The 17183-nt window shown below is 65.3% G+C and carries 17 protein-coding genes and 1 other RNA gene; 5 read left to right on the top strand and 13 right to left on the bottom strand.

The window, feature by feature from the left end:
- Window positions 1-116: 116 nt before the first annotated feature.
- The 5 genes from recR to ASC68_RS28605 form a co-directional block, all read right to left on the bottom strand.
- Complete coding sequence (gene recR / locus ASC68_RS07520; RefSeq protein WP_055877232.1) at window positions 117-710, bottom strand: recombination mediator RecR; 594 nt, start codon at window positions 708-710, stop codon at window positions 117-119.
- A gap of 118 nt (window positions 711-828) precedes the next feature.
- Entirely contained in the window at window positions 829-1149 is a 321-nt protein-coding gene (locus ASC68_RS07515) for a YbaB/EbfC family nucleoid-associated protein (RefSeq protein ID WP_055877229.1), read from the bottom strand.
- Window positions 1146-2927 carry a DNA polymerase III subunit gamma/tau gene (locus ASC68_RS07510; protein ID WP_082527992.1) on the bottom strand — a complete coding sequence of 594 codons (1782 nt, stop codon included), beginning with the start codon at window positions 2925-2927 and terminating at the stop codon, window positions 1146-1148. Before ASC68_RS07510 ends, ASC68_RS07515 begins: the two co-directional genes overlap by 4 nt.
- A gap of 82 nt (window positions 2928-3009) precedes the next feature.
- An RNA gene (gene ffs, locus ASC68_RS28250) (signal recognition particle sRNA small type) lies at window positions 3010-3107 on the bottom strand.
- Between the two features lie 53 nt (window positions 3108-3160).
- Window positions 3161-3337 (bottom strand): hypothetical protein, encoded by a 177-nt coding sequence (locus ASC68_RS28605; protein WP_156384506.1) that lies wholly within the window; start codon window positions 3335-3337, stop codon window positions 3161-3163.
- Window positions 3338-3592: 255 nt separating this feature from the next.
- Here ASC68_RS28605 and ASC68_RS07505 point away from each other — a divergent pair, with 255 nt between their 5' ends.
- Entirely contained in the window at window positions 3593-3988 is a 396-nt protein-coding gene (locus tag ASC68_RS07505; RefSeq protein WP_055877224.1) for a hypothetical protein, read from the top strand.
- A gap of 247 nt (window positions 3989-4235) precedes the next feature.
- Window positions 4236-4457, top strand: a complete 222-nt coding sequence (locus ASC68_RS07500) for a hypothetical protein (RefSeq protein WP_055877221.1) — start codon at window positions 4236-4238, stop codon at window positions 4455-4457.
- Window positions 4458-4462: 5 nt separating this feature from the next.
- Here the strand turns inward: ASC68_RS07500 and ASC68_RS07495 are convergent, their stop codons facing one another.
- Window positions 4463-5293 (bottom strand): prephenate dehydratase, encoded by an 831-nt coding sequence (locus ASC68_RS07495; protein WP_055877218.1) that lies wholly within the window; start codon window positions 5291-5293, stop codon window positions 4463-4465.
- A gap of 404 nt (window positions 5294-5697) precedes the next feature.
- On the opposite strand from ASC68_RS07495, the gene ASC68_RS07490 reads away from it, so the two are divergent.
- Window positions 5698-6405, top strand: a complete 708-nt coding sequence (locus tag ASC68_RS07490) for a cytochrome c family protein (RefSeq protein WP_055877215.1) — start codon at window positions 5698-5700, stop codon at window positions 6403-6405.
- A gap of 73 nt (window positions 6406-6478) precedes the next feature.
- Window positions 6479-7426, top strand: a complete 948-nt coding sequence (locus ASC68_RS07485) for a glyoxylate/hydroxypyruvate reductase A (RefSeq protein ID WP_055877211.1) — start codon at window positions 6479-6481, stop codon at window positions 7424-7426.
- A 148-nt stretch (window positions 7427-7574) separates the two neighbouring features.
- Here the strand turns inward: ASC68_RS07485 and ASC68_RS07480 are convergent, their stop codons facing one another.
- Complete coding sequence (locus tag ASC68_RS07480; RefSeq protein WP_055877209.1) at window positions 7575-8489, bottom strand: helix-turn-helix domain-containing GNAT family N-acetyltransferase; 915 nt, start codon at window positions 8487-8489, stop codon at window positions 7575-7577.
- A gap of 35 nt (window positions 8490-8524) precedes the next feature.
- The gene (locus ASC68_RS07475) at window positions 8525-9868 is read right to left on the bottom strand and encodes a leucyl aminopeptidase family protein (protein WP_055877206.1); all 1344 of its coding nucleotides are present in this window, start codon (window positions 9866-9868) and stop codon (window positions 8525-8527) included.
- Between the two features lie 162 nt (window positions 9869-10030).
- On the opposite strand from ASC68_RS07475, the gene ASC68_RS07470 reads away from it, so the two are divergent.
- Complete coding sequence (locus tag ASC68_RS07470) at window positions 10031-10816, top strand: tetratricopeptide repeat protein (protein WP_055877203.1); 786 nt, start codon at window positions 10031-10033, stop codon at window positions 10814-10816.
- A 76-nt stretch (window positions 10817-10892) separates the two neighbouring features.
- Here ASC68_RS07470 and ASC68_RS07465 read toward each other — a convergent pair whose 3' ends face one another.
- Genes ASC68_RS07465 through ASC68_RS07445 form a run of 5 tightly spaced genes read right to left on the bottom strand, consistent with a single transcriptional unit; the run spans window position 10893 to window position 17179 of the window.
- Window positions 10893-11906, bottom strand: a complete 1014-nt coding sequence (locus ASC68_RS07465) for a type II secretion system F family protein (RefSeq protein ID WP_055877200.1) — start codon at window positions 11904-11906, stop codon at window positions 10893-10895.
- Between the two features lie 9 nt (window positions 11907-11915).
- Window positions 11916-12893, bottom strand: a complete 978-nt coding sequence (locus ASC68_RS07460) for a type II secretion system F family protein (RefSeq protein ID WP_055877196.1) — start codon at window positions 12891-12893, stop codon at window positions 11916-11918.
- A 9-nt stretch (window positions 12894-12902) separates the two neighbouring features.
- Window positions 12903-14384, bottom strand: a complete 1482-nt coding sequence (locus ASC68_RS07455; RefSeq protein WP_055877193.1) for a CpaF family protein — start codon at window positions 14382-14384, stop codon at window positions 12903-12905.
- Between the two features lie 14 nt (window positions 14385-14398).
- Window positions 14399-15673: an AAA family ATPase gene (locus ASC68_RS07450; protein ID WP_055877190.1), complete on the bottom strand. Its 1275-nt coding sequence runs from the start codon at window positions 15671-15673 to the stop codon at window positions 14399-14401.
- Between the two features lie 15 nt (window positions 15674-15688).
- Window positions 15689-17179: a type II and III secretion system protein family protein gene (locus ASC68_RS07445; protein ID WP_197421123.1), complete on the bottom strand. Its 1491-nt coding sequence runs from the start codon at window positions 17177-17179 to the stop codon at window positions 15689-15691.
- Window positions 17180-17183: the final 4 nt, after the last annotated feature.

Below are 17183 nucleotides of genomic sequence, written 5' to 3'. Positions count from 1 at the left end.
TGAACGATCCGAAAATGGCATGCCGGCCTCCCCGCCCTTCATGCCAAATCCGTCCACCATGTCTCCGAACACCCGTCCACCATCTCCCCGGTCTATACAGAGGGGAGGGGGGCAGATCAGAGCGCGGTGCGCGCCTTCAGCGCCTGGCTGAGCGTGCCTTCGTCGAGATAGTCGAGTTCGCCGCCCACCGGTACGCCATGCGCCAGGCGAGTAATCTTGACGCCGCTGGGGGCAAGCCGGTCGGTGATGTAGTGGGCCGTGGTCTGGCCCTCGACCGTGGCGTTGACGGCCAGCACGATCTCGGAGAACTCCGGGGCGCGACGCAGCAGGGCATCGATCGACAGGTCGTCGGGGCCGACGCCGTCGAGCGGCGACAGGACGCCGCCGAGCACGTGGTATTTCACCGCCCCTACTCCGGCGCGCTCCAGCGCCCAGAGGTCGGCGACATCTTCGACCACGATCAACAGGCCATTGTCGCGGCGCGGATCGGCGCAGATATGGCAGGGCGAGCGGGTATCGACGTTGCCGCAGGTCTCGCAGACGGTCACCGCCGCGACGGCGCGATCGAGCGCCGCCGACAGCGGGATCATCAGCTGTTCCTTTTTCTTGATCAGCTGCAGCACGGCCCGTCGGGCCGAGCGCGGCCCCAGCCCCGGCAAGCGCGCCAAGAGCAGGATCAGCTGTTCAATCTCGGGTCCGCCGTTGGCCATGGCTAGTGCACGGCAATCGGCAGTCGGCAGTCGGCAGTCGTGATGCCCCGCCGTTGCTTGCCGCACGTTTGAGAACTGTCAGGCGACTGCCGATTGCCGACTGCCGATTGCCGCATCTTCAGAACGGGAACTTCATGCCCGGAGGCAGCGGCAAGCCCGCCGTCATTTCCTGCATCTTGGCGTTCATCTCGTACTCGGCCTTGCCCTTGGCATCGTTGTGGGCGGCGAGGATAAGGTCCTCGAGCACCGACACATCGTCGGAGACGAGGCTGGGGTCGATCTTCAACCCCTTCATCTCGCCCTTGCCGTTGAGCGTCACCACCACCAGACCACCGCCGGAGCGGCCTTCGACGGTCATCTCGGCGACCTTGTTCTGGAACTCCTCCATCCGCCCCTTCATCTCCTGGGCGGCCTTCATCATTCCCATCAGGTCTTTCATTCGTCGTCTTCCTCATCGCTGTCGCGGACGGCGTCCGCGTAGGCTTCGATCGGTATCTGTTCCTGCTTGACGGTGACGCGCACCGTGGCGCCGGGGAACGTCTCGAGGATGGCCTGCACCAGCGGATCCTGATGGGCCTCCTGGCGCACTGCCTCCTGCCGCTCCTCGCGCTGCTCGCGCATGGTCGGCACGTGCTGGGCGTCGGTCTTGAGGGTGATCATCCACTGCCGGTTGGTCCACAGCTTCAGCCGGGCCGACAGCGTCTGGATGATGCCCGGATCGGCATTTTCGACCAGCGCCACTTCGAGCCGGCCATCGCCGATGGAAACCGGGCGCAGGGACTGCTCGAGCGCAATCTTGACGATGACATCGCGTTTCTCCCCCGCCAGCGCGACGAGCTCGGCGTAGGTGCGCGGGTTGGCGAAGGCCTGCGGGGTAGATTGCGGGATGACCTGCGGCGCCGGAGCGGCATCGAAGCGCGGCGCCACCTCAGGCTGGTATTGGCGAGCGGCGGACGGGCCACCACCGCCGCCATTGCCACGCGCTACCGGCGCGGATTGCGGCTGGGCCGGAGGCGGCAGGTTGCCGAGTTTGGCGATCAGCTCGTCCGGGGTCGGCAGGTCCGACGCATAGGCGAGGCGGACCAGCACCATTTCGGCGGCCTGCAGGGCGTTACCGGCCTGCTGCACCTCATCATAGCCCTTGAACAGGATCTGCCAGGTACGACTCAGCGCGCGCATGCCGAGCTTCTGCGCCAGCTGGGCACCGCGGCTGCGCTCGTCCGGGGTCAGGGACACGTCATCGGCGGCGGCCGGGACCACCTTGATGCGGGTGACGAGGTGGGTGAAATCGCAGAGGTCGGCGACGATGGTCTGCGGGTCGGCGCCGGCGTCGTAGAGCTCGCGGAGGTTGGTGAGCGCATCGCCGATGCGGCCGGCCATCAGCGCCTCGAACAGGTCGATGGTCCGCGCCCGGTCGCCGAGCCCGAGCATAGCCTTGACGGTAGCCGTCGTCACCTTGCCGTCGCCGTGGCTGATGGCCTGGTCGAGCAAAGACTGGTTGTCGCGCACCGAGCCCTCGCCGGCCCGCACGATCATCGCCAGCGCCTCGGGCTCGTAGCCGATGTTCTCGCGGGCCAGCAGGTCGATGAGGTGGGCGGTCATCGTCTCGGGCGGCACGCGGCGCAGGTCGAAGCGCATGCAGCGCGACAGGATGGTCACCGGGACCTTCCTGATCTCGGTGGTGGCGAAGATGAACTTCACGTAGGGCGGCGGCTCTTCGAGCGTCTTCAGCAGCCCGTTGAAGGCCGCGGTCGAGAGCATGTGCACTTCGTCGATGATGTAGACCTTGTAGGGCGCCGATACGGGCCCGTACTTCACCGAGTCGATGATCTCGCGGATATCGTTGATGCCGGTGTTGGAAGCAGCGTCCATTTCGACCACGTCGACGTGGCGGCCCTCAATGATGGCCCGATCGTGGACGCCTTCCTTGTCGAAATCGAGCGTCGGGTGCCGGCCGGTTTCGTCCTCGTAGTTGAAAGCGCGGGCGAGGATGCGGGCCGTGGTGGTTTTGCCCACGCCGCGGACGCCGGTGAGAATGAAGGCGTGGTGGATGCGGCCCGACTTGAAGGCGTTCCTGAGCGTCTGCACCATGGCGTCCTGGCCGATGAGCTGGGCAAAGCTCAGCGGCCGGTACTTGCGCGCCAGCACCAGATAAGGCGACTTCGCCGCCGCAACGGCGGGCGCAGGGGGATCGTCGGGGAACATTCCGTCAGCCATGGCAGAGCATATAGCGAGCGCGGGCGCAGATCGCAAAAGCTCATCCCATCAAAGCGGCGATGCGCGGTCAGAAAGATGTGGGAAGTAGGAGGCTGGCAACGACCCGTGAAGGTCTCGTTGGGGCTGCTACCTTCCGGTCCTGACCCGGTTGGCGAGGAACACGTCCGCACCAACCTCCCGTCGCCTATATGGAAGAGGATCGCGGCAAACGCAAGGCCGTGCGGCGGGCGTTCTCACGGGACGGTACCGGGTGCGCAGGGCTCCGGCGTCGACGCGCCGGGACCGAAGACGGCCTGTCGCGCCCCGGCAAACTCGCCACCGCTCTCGAAGGCGATCAGATCGTCGATCGTCGCGCCGTCCAGGCCAAGGTCGCGCCGGAACTCGGGGCTCATCTGGGCGATCTGAGACATGGCGACGCGCGCCCGTCGCTTCCGCCACCAGGCTTGCAGCCAGCAGGGGGCTTTCATGATTGCGCGTCCGCGCAGCCGAAGGGGCTTATCGTCTTCATTCGGTTTCTCGTCTTACTCGCCGCAACGAGGCGGAGCCCCCGCAGGCATCACCATGACGACGCGAGAGGGCCGCCGCTCCCTCCGATCGGATGGGCCGGATGCAACCCGCCCAGCGCGATCACCGTTATTGCGCTGGTGCGAAGTGTGGAGGCGGTGATGATCGCCAAAGGCAGCAATGACGAAACCGAAGCGCGGCGCCATATCGCGCTGCTGCAGGGCATGATCCGGCACTGGAACGTCATCGCCGACGAGTACCGCGATGCGGCGCGTGGCCGGGCTCAGGTGAGCGCACAGATGCAGCGCGAAGCCGACCGCACCCACCGGCGCATCCGCGAAGCCCTTGAGCTCTGTGACCGGCTGATCGACAACCTGCCCCCGGGCCACGACATGCGCCGCGACCTGTTCCAGATCGAATGGGCGCTGCAAGCGCTGAGCGAGAGCATCGCCATCTCGGCCGAGCAGATGGGCCCGCGGATCGAGGCCAGCCGAACCGTCGCCGGGCTCAGGTACCTGCTGAGCGCATTGAAGCAGGATGCGGGGCTCGGGGCCTAGGGTTGAGGTTCTGGCACTCGCTAGGCGTCCCACCCGGCGTCATCCCCGCGAAGGCGGGGACCCAGTGCGATCTCTCGGCCTCCACCAGCTCTGAAGTATCCCACTAGGTTCCCGCCTTCGCGGGAATGACGCCGGTGGTGAACTCAGGCGCGAGCCACCCCCCGTCCCACCCTGAACGCATCCCTCAGACCTTGTTAACAAACTGAGGCGCATTCTAAGGACTTCACGAGCCTGAAGGAGGCTTGTCATGTTGAAGTCCGTCCGCGTCCCCCACGAACTCGTCGCGCTCAGCCAGATGCAGCGCGCCAGCATCCGCGAAGTCGGCGCGCCGCTCTACCTGCCAGCGTTCGAGCATCAGATCCTCGAGGCCGAGGCCCGTCGCGAAGAAGACAAGGCCGGCGATCTCGACTGGGGCGTCACAGCTGGCGGCCTCACCGTCGGCGCCGACGAGGACGACGATTTCTACTGATACCGTCAGGCCGCTGATGCGGCCTTGTAGACGCCCAGCACGTGGAAGTGGTCGGTGAAGAACTTCAGCTCCTCGAAGGCGAGCTGCACCGACCGATCCGACGGATGTCCCTCGATATCGGCGTAGAACTGCGTGGCGGTGAACGAACCGTCGAGCATGTAGCTCTCGAGCTTGGTCATGTTGACGCCATTGGTGGCGAAGCCGCCCATCGCCTTGTAGAGCGCCGCCGGCACGTTGCGGACGCGGAAGACGAAGGTGGTCTTCACCTTACCGGCATCCGGCGCCGGTTCCTCAGCCTGTTTCGAAATCACCAGGAAGCGCGTGGTGTTGTGCGCCGCGTCCTCGATGTTCTGGGCGAGCACGCTCAAACCATAGACCTCTGCGGCGAACAGCGAGGCAATGGCGCCGACTGACTTGTCGCCCTTTTCGGCGATTTCGCGGGCCGAGCCAGCGGTGTCGACGCCGTTGATGGTCCTGAGCTTGTGCTTGGATATGAACTTGCGACACTGGCCGAGCGCCACGGAAAGCGATTGCACCGCCTTGATGTCGGAGAGGGTCGCACCGGGCACGCCGAGCAGGTTCATCTCGACGCGCAGGAAGTGCTCGCCGGTGATGAACAGGCCGCTTTTGGGGAGCAGGTGATAGATGTCGGTGATACGGCCGTAGAGCGAGTTCTCGACCGGTACGACGCCGAACTCGGCATCGCCGTTCTGCACCGCCGCAATGGTATCCTCGAAGGTGGTGCAGGGCAGCGCCTTGTCGCTCGGAAACAGCGCATGTGCCGCCGCGTGGCTGAAGGCGCCGGGCTCACCCTGGAACGCGATCTTTCTGGACATGTACTGGAACTCCGAAGCCGATCTTTTCTGGTCGCGCGGCGAGGCGGAAAGTCCTGCAACTTCTCCTCTCCCCGCGCTGTGCGGCGCCTTAATGCGACCCGGTGCGAGCCAAGTCAATGTTGAGGGAAATCATCCTGTTTCCATAGGAGCAGGATTGCGTGCGGTTGCATCGCACTTCTGCTCCAAGTGGTTGTTTTGTCGCGAGATCGAACCGGAAAGGTCTGCAACCTTTCCTGATCTCGCTCTGTTGTCGCAGTGCGCTTCTGCCCCGTTGCGCCCCATGTGGGGACAGACTATCTTCCGCCCGCGTCGGGACAGGGCTTGAAGCGCCGGGGTTGGCCAGCTATGGCCTATCGCTGTTCCGCCGTTCATCAAACCGGCGTCAAAGGCTAAAGATACCCGCGATGGATTCGTTCGAACTCAACAAGATCATTGGCGCCGTTCTCGGTACCCTCCTGTTTGTCATGGGCGTGGGGTTCCTGGCCGAGGCCATCTACCACCCGATCGAAGGTCGCGGGCCGGGCCTGACCCTGGCCGAGGCAGAGGCTCCTGGCGAGCACGGCGCAGGCGCCGCCGAGCCGGAAGCGCCGGCTGTGCCGCTGGGCGTGCTGCTGGCCAGCGCCGATGCCACCGCCGGCCAGGCCTCGGTGAAGAAGTGCTCGAGCTGCCACAATTTCGGCGAAGGCGAATCCAACAAGACCGGCCCGCTGCTTTACGGCGTCGTCGGCCGCGTCGAGGGCAGCCACGAGGGCTTCTCGTATTCGGACGGCATGCTGGCCCATAAGGCCAATGGCGACACCTGGACCTACGAGAACCTCGATGCGTTCCTGACCTCGCCCAAGACCTACACCCCGGGCACCAAGATGAGCTTCGCTGGCGTCAAGGACCCGCAGGAACGCGCCAACATCCTCGCCTACCTGCAGACGTTGTCGCCGACGCCAGTGCCGTTCCCGGCCGCGGAAGCTGCTCCGGCGGCTGAAGGCGCAGCCCCCGCCGAGGGCGCCGCCGCTCCGGCTGAAGGCGCCGCTGCGCCGGCCGCGGAGGCCGCACCTGCTGCTGAAGCTCCGGCCGCCGAGGCGCCGGCGGCAGAAGCGCCGGCTGCCAGCCATTGATCCTCGACTGAGGTCCGTTTGATTTCCGAGCCGCGCCCCTGGTGCGGCTCGTTGGTTTTTGGGGAGACGACCGATGACCTTGCTGCTGCACCTCGCCGATTTCAACGAGCGGCGCTGGGCCGACGGCTTCGCCGCCGCCCTGCCCGGCCGAAAGGTGGTGACGCGCGCCGACAGCTATGATCCGGACGAGGTGGAGTACATCTTCATCTGGAAGCCGAAACCCGATGCGTTCGAGGGTCTGCACAAGCTCAAGGCGATCCTGTCGCTGGGCGCCGGCGTCGATGCGCTGCTGCGCAACCCGTCGCGCCCCAGGGACGTGCCGATCGCCCGCTTCATGGACGAGGACCTGACGCAGCGGATGAGCGACTATGTCGTCTCGCAGGTCACCATGCACCAGCGGCTGCTGACGCGCTTCAAGCGCGACCAGGCGAAAAAGCAATGGCGGCAGCTCTACCCGGCGCCGGCCTGGGATGCCACCGTCGGCATCATGGGCCTCGGGGCCCTCGGGCTCGACGCTGCCCGGCACCTCAAGGTATTCGGCTACAAGCTTCGCGGCTGGAGCCGGACCGCAAAAGACGTCGAGGGCGTCGAAGTCTTCACTGGGCCCGAGCAGTTCGAGACGTTCCTTGCCGGCACCGACATCCTCGTCAACCTGCTGCCGCTGACGGCGGAGACGCAGGGTATCCTCAACTACGACACGTTCAGCAAACTGAAGCGCGGCGGCATCGACAACGAAGGCCCGGTGGTGATCAACGCGGCGCGCGGCGGGCACCAGAAGGAAGCCGACATCGTCCGGGCGCTGGGTGACGGCACGCTGAAGGCGGCGAGCCTCGACGTGTTCGAAGTCGAGCCGCTGCCGCAGGAGTCGCCGCTGTGGGAGATGGACAATGTCTACATCACCCCGCACATCGCCGCCGCCTCCAGCGAGCGGACCGGCGTCGCCTACTTCTCCAAAGTGATCAAGGACCACGAATCCGGCCTGCCGCTGCCCAACGTGATCGACTTCAGCCGGGGGTATTGAGGGCAGCGCTGCCTTCCGTTCACTCCCGCCTTCGCCACCCACACCGGCGTCATCCCCGCGAAAGCGGGGACCTCCGTTTGCGATGGTGCAGGCTGCGAGGTTCCCGCTTTCGCGGGAATGACCCGGTGGTTGGCGGAGAGCAAGGTCGTTACAGCTTCAGCTCCCAGTACTCGCCGATCAGGTCCTTGCCGAAGCTGTGGTGCGGTTTGCTCTCGGTGAGGGTGAAGCCGGCATTGGCGTAGAGCTTTCGCGCCGCGACGAGACTGGCCTGGGTCCACAGCCGGATCTTCGCATAGCGCTTGTCACGGGCGTGGCGGACGACCTGGTCGACGAGGAGCTTGCCCACCCCAAGGCCGCGCGCTTCGGGCTCGACATAGAGCAGGCGCAGTTGCGCTACGCCCTGCCCGGCATCGACGACAAACACCGAACCAATGATCTTGCCATCGCGTTCGGCGATCCAGCAGCCCTCGGTCGCCGGATCGAAGTCCTGCAGGAACTTGCCGCCGATCTCGGCCGCCAGCGCCTCATAGCTGCCATCCCACCCGAACTCACCAGCGTAGAGCTGGGCTTGCCGGGCGACGACATGCGCAACATCGCCGATGCGATGCGGCCTCAGGATGATGGAGGCCCCGCTATCCTCGCGGTCGAGGATGCGGGCGATGGTCTGCATGGCGGAGACCAGCTCACGTCGCTCGGTTTCGGGCAAGGGTGTGATCAGATCGGCGATGGCGCCATCGGCAGCTGCCGCGACACTGGCGGCGGCCCTGTCGCCGTCAGGGGTGAGCGCCAGCTGGTTGCGGCGCCGATCCGAGATACTGGGCGATACCGCCACCAGCCCCTCGGCGACGAACTTCTGCAGCATGCGGCTCAGATAAGCGGGGTCGACCCCCATGGACCGCGCCAGGTTGGCGCCATTGGTATGGCCGGCCGCGGCGAGCTCATAGAACAACCGACTCTCGGCCGGGCTGTAATCGGTTTTCGAGTAATGCTCATCGAACAGCCCCAGCCAGCGCGCGAAGGCGCGGTTGAAGCGACGAATCTCGGCAATCTGCTTGTCATCCATGATGGATGACAGTGGCGCCGATATCGTTGATTTTGTCAATTATATCGTTGCTTGAGGTAGCCATAGACAGCACGAATACCCTGGTCGGTGCCACCGAAAGGCCGGCCGGGCCTGGCCTCGGGGGCCCAGCCGTAGATATCGAGGTGCACCCAGGCCTTGGCCTGTTTGACGAAGCGCTTGAGGAACAGGGCCGCGGTGATCGAACCGGCGAAGGGGCTGGCGCCGGCATTGTTCACGTCGGCGATCTTGGAGGAGATCATCGCATCGTAGGGCGCCCAGAGCGGCATCTGCCAGAGCGGATCGTCGGACGCGGCGCCGGTGGCCATCAGCTCACGGGCCAGTGCGTCATCGGTCGAATAAAGCGGCGGCAGGTCGGGGCCGAGCGCCGAACGGGCGGCGCCGGTGAGCGTCGCCATGTCGACGATGAGGTCCGGGCCCTCTTCATCGGCGAGCGCCAGCGCATCGCCGAGGATCAGCCGGCCCTCGGCATCGGTGTTGCCGATCTCGACGGTCGAGCCGTTGCGGGCGCGCAGGATATCGCCGGGGCGAAAGGCCGGGCCGGAAATGGCATTCTCGACGATCGGGATCAGCACACGCAGCCGCACACGCAGCCCGGCATCGATGATGGCGTGGGCGAGGCCGAGCACGTTGGCAGCGCCACCCATATCCTTCTTCATCAGCAGCATGCCGGCCGACGGCTTGATGTCGAGGCCACCGGTATCGAAGGTGACGCCCTTGCCGACCAGCGTGACCTTTGGATCCCTCGCCTTGCCCCAGCTGAACTCGACCAGCCGGGGAGCCTCGGCGGCGGCGCGGCCGACGGCGTGGATCATCGGGAAATTCTGCTTCAGCAGCTCATCGCCGGCGATCACCTTGAGGTCCAGCTTGTGACGCTTGCAGAAGGCCCGGATCTCCTTCTCGAACGCGTCCGGGCCAAGGTCATTGGCCGGCGTGTTGATCAGGTCGCGCGCCAGGTAGGCGGCGTCGACCAGGCGATCGACCTCTGCTGCATCCGCACCCTCGACCGGCTCCAGCACCGCCGGATCGCGCGGTTTGCGATAGCGGTCGAACCGATAGGCACCGAGGCGGAAGGCAAGTGCGGCAAGCGTGGGGTCACCGAAGCTGCCGCCGAGCCCGTACTTGCCTGGCTCCAGCGCTGCCGCGGCCTGCCCAAGAATCAGGGCCGGGCGATCGCCGGGTCTGCCGAGACCGAACAGGTGACCACCGAGCCCACCACCCTCCCCCGGCAGCGCCAGCAGACGTCCGCGCTGGCCGGTGAAACCATTGGCCTTGGCCCATTGCAGGTCGGCCGCCGTCAGGGTGGCGGGCAACGCCTCCTGCTCCACGGCGATGAGCGGCAGCGACTTCGACTTGGCCATTTCGGAGTATCCGTTGCGAGGGCGAGAAGCATTGCTTACGCCGCGGTCGCAGCGGTGGCAACGGTTCGGAAGCCGAACCTTAACCCCCTATTAGGGTTAATCAATTATTGCTGCTTGGTGGGCTCGGGAATTGCCAGTTGCATTGCCCAGAGGAAGAGTTTCGTGTCACTCCGCCTGATCCAGAACAAGCTTAAGCCGTTGCGCACCCTCATGTTGGTGAGCGTGGCCGCCCTGGCGCTTTCCGCCTGCGCTTCGAACCCGATGACCACCGGCAGCATCGGCGGCGACCAGGCGGGCCAGCCGATGGACAGAAAGCAGCAGGCACTGGCGCAACTCGCCGCGCACTATAAGAAGTCGCCAGGCGACCGCTCGGCGATCATCTACTACGCCGCCGCTCTCAGGGCGAACGGCCAGAACGAACAGGCGGTGGCGGTGCTCGAAAACGGCGTCGCCAAGTTCCGCGACGACCCCGAAATCCTCACCGGCTACGCCAAGGCGCTGGTCGCGACAGGACGCTTCGAGCAGGCGCTCAACGTCGTCGAACGGGCGATCAATCCGACCTCGCCCGACTGGAACGCGCTGATGGTGAAGGGCGCGATCCTTGACCAGAGCGGTCGCAACAAGGAGGCCCGCGCGGCTTATGGCCAGGCGCTGAAGATTGCACCCGACCAGGCGTCGCTGCACGCCAATCTCGGCCTCTCCTACTCGATGACCAACGAACTCGACAAAGCCGAAGCGGAACTCCGTATCGCGGTGAAGCTGCGCGGCGCCAACAGCCAGATCCGGCAGAACCTCGCATTGGTGGTTGGGCTGCAGGGGCGGTTCGACGAGAGCCGCGCGCTGTTTGCGGCGGAGCTGCCGGCCGACCAGGTGGAGGCCAACATGAGCTATATCCGGGCGCTGCTGACGCAGCAGAACCGCTGGGATGCGGTGAAGAACTCCGGGTGAGCCCCTCACCCATTCCGACCAAAGCAAAGGGCGCCGCAACGGGCGCCCTTGTCGTTTCCGGCATCCGGGCGTCGGCTCAGCCGCCGCCGTTGATGAAGCTGTTCGCGAACACACGGATCATCGCGGGAGACAGGATGATGATGAACAGCACCGGCAGGAAGAACACGATCAGCGGCACGGTGAGCATGGGCGGCAAGGAGGCGGCCTTCTTTTCGGCCTCCATCATACGGGCTTCGCGCCCTTCCTCGGCCATGACGCGGAGGGCCGAGCCGACGGAGGTACCGTGGCGCTCGGCCTGGATCAGTGCCTGCATCACCGACTTGACGTTGTCGAGGCCGGTACGGCGGCCGAGGTTTTCGAAGGCGCGCGTACGATCCTCGAGGAAGGAGAGCTCGGCGGTGGTCAGCGTCATCTCCTCGGAGAGCTCGATACTCTGCGCGCCAATCTCCTTGGCGACCCGCTTCAGCGCATGCTCCACCGACATGCCGGCTTCGACGCAGAGCAGCACCAGGTCGAGCGCATCGGGCCACGAGCGCTTGATCGACTTCTGGCGCTTGACGGTCTGGTTCTTGAGCAGGACGGACGGCAGGTAGGCGCCGATCAGCCCGATGCCCAGTGCGTAGACAGCATTCAGCCAGAGCGGCTTGTCAGCGAAAACCACCAGGCTGAGGTAGGCGAAGGCGATGACAAAAAGCGCCACCGGCGTAACGAAACGCAGGAACAGGTAGGTGGTCATCGCCGCCTGCCCGCGATAGCCGGCCCGGGACAGCTTCTCGGCGGTGCTGTCGTCCATGAACGCCTTTTCGAGCGAGAAGCGCTCGACGACGTTCTTCATGTAATCGCGGCCGGCGGCTTGGCGGATGGTTCGGGTCTGCTGGTCGGTGCTTCCGCTACCGCCGCGGAGGCGTGCCATCTCCTCGGCCCGCATCTTTTCGCGCTCGAGTGCGACGCGGCGGATGCGCTGGCGCATCTGCGAGCCACCTGAAAAGAAGGTGGCGCCGATGGAGAACACCACGGCAGCGGCCGCCACTGCGGCCAGCACTGCGACCAGGAACTGCGTGTTGGTCAGCGTCGCGACGAGATTTTCCATCGCCGGCCCCTAGATATCGAACTGGATCATGCGGTTCATGATGAACCCGCCGAGGAACATCATGATGGCAGCGATGCCGAGCATGAGATTGCCGATCGGCGTCTCGATCAGCGGCAGCAGGTAGGTGGGGGTAGTCAGCGACACGAGAAAGGCGACGAGGATCGGCAGCGAGCCGATGATGCCGGCCGAGGCCTTGGCTTCGGCGGACATCGCCTTGACCTTGGCCTTCATCTTCTTGCGGTTGCGCAGCACGCGCGCCAGGTTGCCCAAGGCTTCGGAGAGGTTGCCGCCGGCTTGTGCCTGCACGGTAATGACGACGACGAAGAAGTTGACTTCCGGCAGCGGCACGCGATCGTAGAGGGTGACTACCGCTTCCTGGATGGTCTTGCCCACCGCCTGCTGGTCGAGAATGCGCTGGAAGTCCGACTTGATCGGCTCCTTGGCTTCCTTGGCGACCAACCGCATCGAGTCGTTCAGCGGCAGACCGGATTTCACGCCGCGCACGATGGCTTCGACGGCATTGGGCAACTCGTCGAGGAAGGCGTTCTGATACTTCTTGCGACGACGGCCGACATACATGCGCGGCAGCAGGTAGCCGCCGGCCACCGAAAAGATCAGGCAGTAGATCAGTTCGAGCTGCAGCACGAAGCAGAGCACAAAGACGATGACGCCGAAGATCACCGAGTTGCGGATGAAGGCGCCCTTCTTCAGCTTCATGCCGGCCTGATAAAGCTGGTCCTGCAGCGGGACGTGCTTCTTCTTGCGCTCCAGCGCCACGGTCTGGGCGCGCAGCGTCTGCTGGATTTCCTTGCGGCGGGTATCGCGGTTGCGCGTCGCATCAGCGTTGCGGCGGTTAGCCTGGATGTCGCCCTGCAGCGCCTTCATGCGCTTGTTGGCGCGATCACCGCCCAGCATGGCCGGCACCAGCGCGAATCCGGCGGCTCCCACGGCGACGGCAGCGAGCAGGGCGAAGATCAGCGGGGTCATCGTTGGGGCCTATGCACCGAGGATCTCGTGCTGTTCGACGTTGGACCTCTCCAGCGCCTCGACGAGATTGGCTTCTTCGTTGAAGTAGCGGGCGCGCTCGGTGAAGTTCGGCTTGGTGATACCGGTCGAGCGGTGGCGACCGAGCAGGTTGCCGTTCGAGTCTTCACCGAGGATGTCGTAGAGGAACACGTCCTGGGTGACGATGACATCGCCTTCCATGCCCAGCACCTCGGAGATGTGGGTGATGCGGCGCGAGCCGTCGCGCAGGCGGGCGGCCTGCACCACCACATCGATCGATGAGACGATCATTTCGCGGATGGTACGGCTGGGCAGCGAATAGCCGCCCATGGTGATCATTGATTCCAGACGCGACAGCGCTTCGCGCGGGCTGTTGGAGTGGAGCGTTCCCATCGAGCCGTCGTGGCCGGTGTTCATCGCCTGCAGCAGATCGAACGCCTCGGGCCCGCGCACTTCGCCCACGATGATGCGCTCGGGACGCATACGCAGGCAGTTCTTGACCAGGTCGCGCATGGTGATCTCGCCCTCGCCCTCGAGATTGGGCGGGCGGGTCTCGAGGCGCACCACGTGCGGCTGCTGCAGCTGCAGCTCGGCCGAGTCCTCGCAGGTGATGACCCGCTCGTCTTTCTCGATGAAGCCGGTAAGGCAGTTGAGCAGGGTAGTCTTGCCAGAGCCGGTACCGCCGGAGATCAGGATGTTGGCGCGGACCCGACCAAGGATGCGCAGCACCTCGGCGCCTTCAGGCGAGATCGAGCCATATTTGACGAGCTGCTGCAGGGTCAGCTTGTCCTTCTTGAACTTACGAATGGTGAGCGCGGCGCCATCGATGGCGAGCGGCGGGGCGATGACGTTGACGCGCGAGCCGTCAGGCAGGCGGGCGTCGCAGATCGGAGAGCTCTCATCGACGCGGCGGCCGACCTGGCTGACGATGCGTTGACAGACGTTCATCAGGTGCGCGTCGTCGCGGAAACGCACATTGGTGAGCTTCACCTTGCCGCCGACCTCAATGTAGCATTTCTGGCTGCCGTTCACCATGATGTCGGCGATGTCGTCGCGGGCCAGCAGCGGCTCGAGCGGGCCGTAGCCGAGCACGTCATTGCAGATGTCCTCGAGCAGGTCTTCCTGCTCGGAGATCGACATGATGATCGACTTGAGGGCGATGATCTCGGCGACGATATCGCGGATTTCCTCGCGCGCCGCTTCCTGGTCCATGGTCGCGAGCTGGCTGAGATCGATCGAGTCGATCAGCGCGTTGAAGATCGCCGACTTGGTCTGGAAGTACTCCTTGTCGCGCGCCACCGCCTCGGGACTGCGCACGTCGAGCACGCCGCCATCGTCGCCACTGCGTTTGTTGTCAGCAGCGCGCGCTACGTCCTGACGGGGCGCGGCGGGGACAAGCGGAGCGGCCGCCGGGCGCGCGGCCTGCGCGGCGCCGGGAGTGTTGCCTCCGAAACTGGTACGCTTGCCGAACATCTAGGACTGGCCTTTCAGGCGCGCTTCTTGATGAAAGACGGGAGTTTGAGCCCCGGCTTCTTGGAGGCACTTTTCTCGGGGGCGTTGCGGCCGGTGACGTGCAGGCCGATCAGGCGGAACACTTCGTTGGCGCGATTGTTGGCGGCGACCTCGGCGACCATCTGGCCGTTATTGGCGGCCGTACCGAATGTGGCGGCGTCGAAGCCGATCTGGCCGAGCAGCTGGCACTCGACCGAGGCGGCGAACTCATTGGCCGCGATCTCGGGACGCCGTGGCATGCCGACCTTGTTGATGACGAGCAGCGGCTCGCTCTCGGCGGGACGCAAGGCCTTGATGGTGTCCGACAGGTTCTTGGCGTTCCTCAGATTCGCCAGATCGGGCTCGGCGACGATGATCACCTCATCGACGGTCGCGATGGTGTGGCGGACCCAGGCGCTCCAGATGTGCGGGATATCGAGGATAACGATCGGCGTGGACTTCTGGCTCAGCTCGACGATCTGCTCAAACTCGCGCTCCTCGAAGTCGAAGGTGCGGTCGAGCACCACGGGCGCGGTGAGCAGGTTGACGTGATTGGCGGCCTTGCTGGCCAGCCGGTCCAGCATGGTCTGGTCGAGCTTGGCGTTGGAGCCGATGGCGTCGGCGATACCATGCGGCGGATCCTGGTTGAAATTCAGCCCGGCGGTGCCGAAGGCGAAGTCGAGATCGAGGATCAGGGTGTCCTGGCGCAGCGTCTGGCTGACAGCCCAGGCGACATTGTGCGCAACGGTGGAGCCGCCGGCACCGCCCTTGGCGGAGATGAAGCCGATGGTGCGGCCAATGGGCGCCGCGCCCTCGGCGGCGAACAGCTCGCTGATGGCGGAGACGATCGACTGGGCCGACGCCGGCAGGACGATGTACTCGGAAACGCCCGAGCGGATGAGCTCGCGATAGAGCAGCACGTCGTTGATGTGCCCAAGCACGATCAACCGGGTCGAGGCATCGCAAACCTCGGCGAGGCGCTCCAGCGCACCGGGGATTTCCTCCGGCTGCAGCGAGGTCTCGACGATGATGAGGTTCGGCGTCGGGTTCGAGCGATAGGTCTCGATGGCGCCATCGAGACCGCCATTGTGGGTGGTCAGCGCCACCTTCGACATGCGCCGGTCGTGCACCGCAGATTCGACCAGTTGCGCCGTCTGGGAGTGTTCGCAGAAGGCCTGGATGGTGATGCGCGGGATCAACCGCGTTCCGGCAGCGATCTCGATCGCGGGTTCGTCAGCCTGCCTGGCGTTGTCGCGGGAGAGGAAACTCATGACTGCTACACTCCATCAATCCAGCAGGAAGCCGACGGACCCGTCATAGCTGCCGCGGGTGCCCGCAGGCCCGACGCCGTACATCGTCTCGATGTGGCCCAGGAAGATTGCCTCGGCGTCGTTAGCAAACTGCATACGATCGGTTGGCAATTCGGGTTTCTTAGTGGTCGGCTGGGCGAGATAGGGAGTGACCAGGATCACCAGCTCGCTTTGCGAGCGGATAAAGTCACGCGAGCGGAACAGCGCACCCAGGATCGGGATATCGCCGAGCCCCGGCAGACGATGGATCTGGGTGCGGGTCTTGTCCTCGATCAGGCCGCCGATCGCGAGGGTCTGGCCGGTGCCGATCTCGACCGAAGTCTTGGCGGTGCGTCGCTTGATGCCGAGCAGAGTCGAGCCACCGACGGTGATGCTGCCCTCGGTGCTCAGCTCACTGCTGGTGGTATCGACGGCAAGCGCGATATTGCCGTTGGACTTGATCGTCGGGGTAAAGGCAAGCTTGACGCCAAAATCCTTGTATTCGACCGCCACTTTGCCGTCCGTGACGCTGGTCGGCACAGGGAACTCGCCGCCGGCGAAGAAATCGGCGCTCTGCCCCGACATGGCGGTCAGGATCGGCTCTGCCAGGGTGCGGGCGGCGCCGCGCTGCTCCATGGCGCGGATCTGCGCATCGATGCTGAGGGGGCCGATATCGAGGCCAACCTCGAGGCCGTTGTTGCTGAACAGGTTGGAGGCGCCACCGATCGGCTGCGAGCTGATGAGTTTGGTGGTGAGCCCGCCGCTGGAGTAGCTGCCGGTCAGGTCGATGCCGAACTGTTTGGCGAGACTGCGGTTCACCTCGGCGACGGTGACCTTCAGCATCACCTGTTGCGGGCCGGCTACCGCGATCACGCTGGTGACATTATCAGCGCCCCCGGCGAACTGCCCGGCGATCGCTAGCGCCTTGTCGGCATCGTCAGTACTGCCGGCGTTGCCCGACAGTACGACACGGTTGACGACGGCACCGTCCGCGTTGGTCAGCGTGACCGCCTCAACCTGGATGTCCGAGTTGGGCATGATCTTGCTGTAGGTTTCGCGCAGGACCGCGGCGACGTTGGAACCGCCGGTGCTGGCGGCGCCGGTGGTGCTGACATCGACCACGACAATGGTGCGGCCGGCGCCGTCGAGGAAGAAGATGTTGGTGTCGCCAGAACTCACGGCCTGGATAACGGCGCGGCGCTTGTTGCGCAGGATGGCGTTGGCAACGCCCGGCTGCGACACGATCACCTCCTGCGCGTCGACCGGCAGGTCGATGATCATCGACTTGTTGATGCCGATGCTGACCGGCTGCGTCGAGCCGAAGCCGCTGGCGCCGATGCGCAGGTGATTGGAATCGGCGCCATGCGCCTCGCCAAGACCCAGCGGGGCGAGCCCAAGCGCGGCGCCGATCAGCGCGGCGGCCGCCATCAGGCGCAGAGTGCTGGCCCTGAGAGAGCGCGGAGAACGGGTGGTGAGAGCCGGAGACATCACG

The sequence above is a fragment of the Devosia sp. Root105 genome (genome assembly GCF_001424865.1).
Taxonomy (GTDB): Bacteria; Pseudomonadota; Alphaproteobacteria; order Rhizobiales; family Devosiaceae; genus Devosia_A.
The sequence above is the reverse complement of the archived record's forward strand: the minus strand, read 5'-3'. Positions and strand labels throughout refer to the sequence as shown.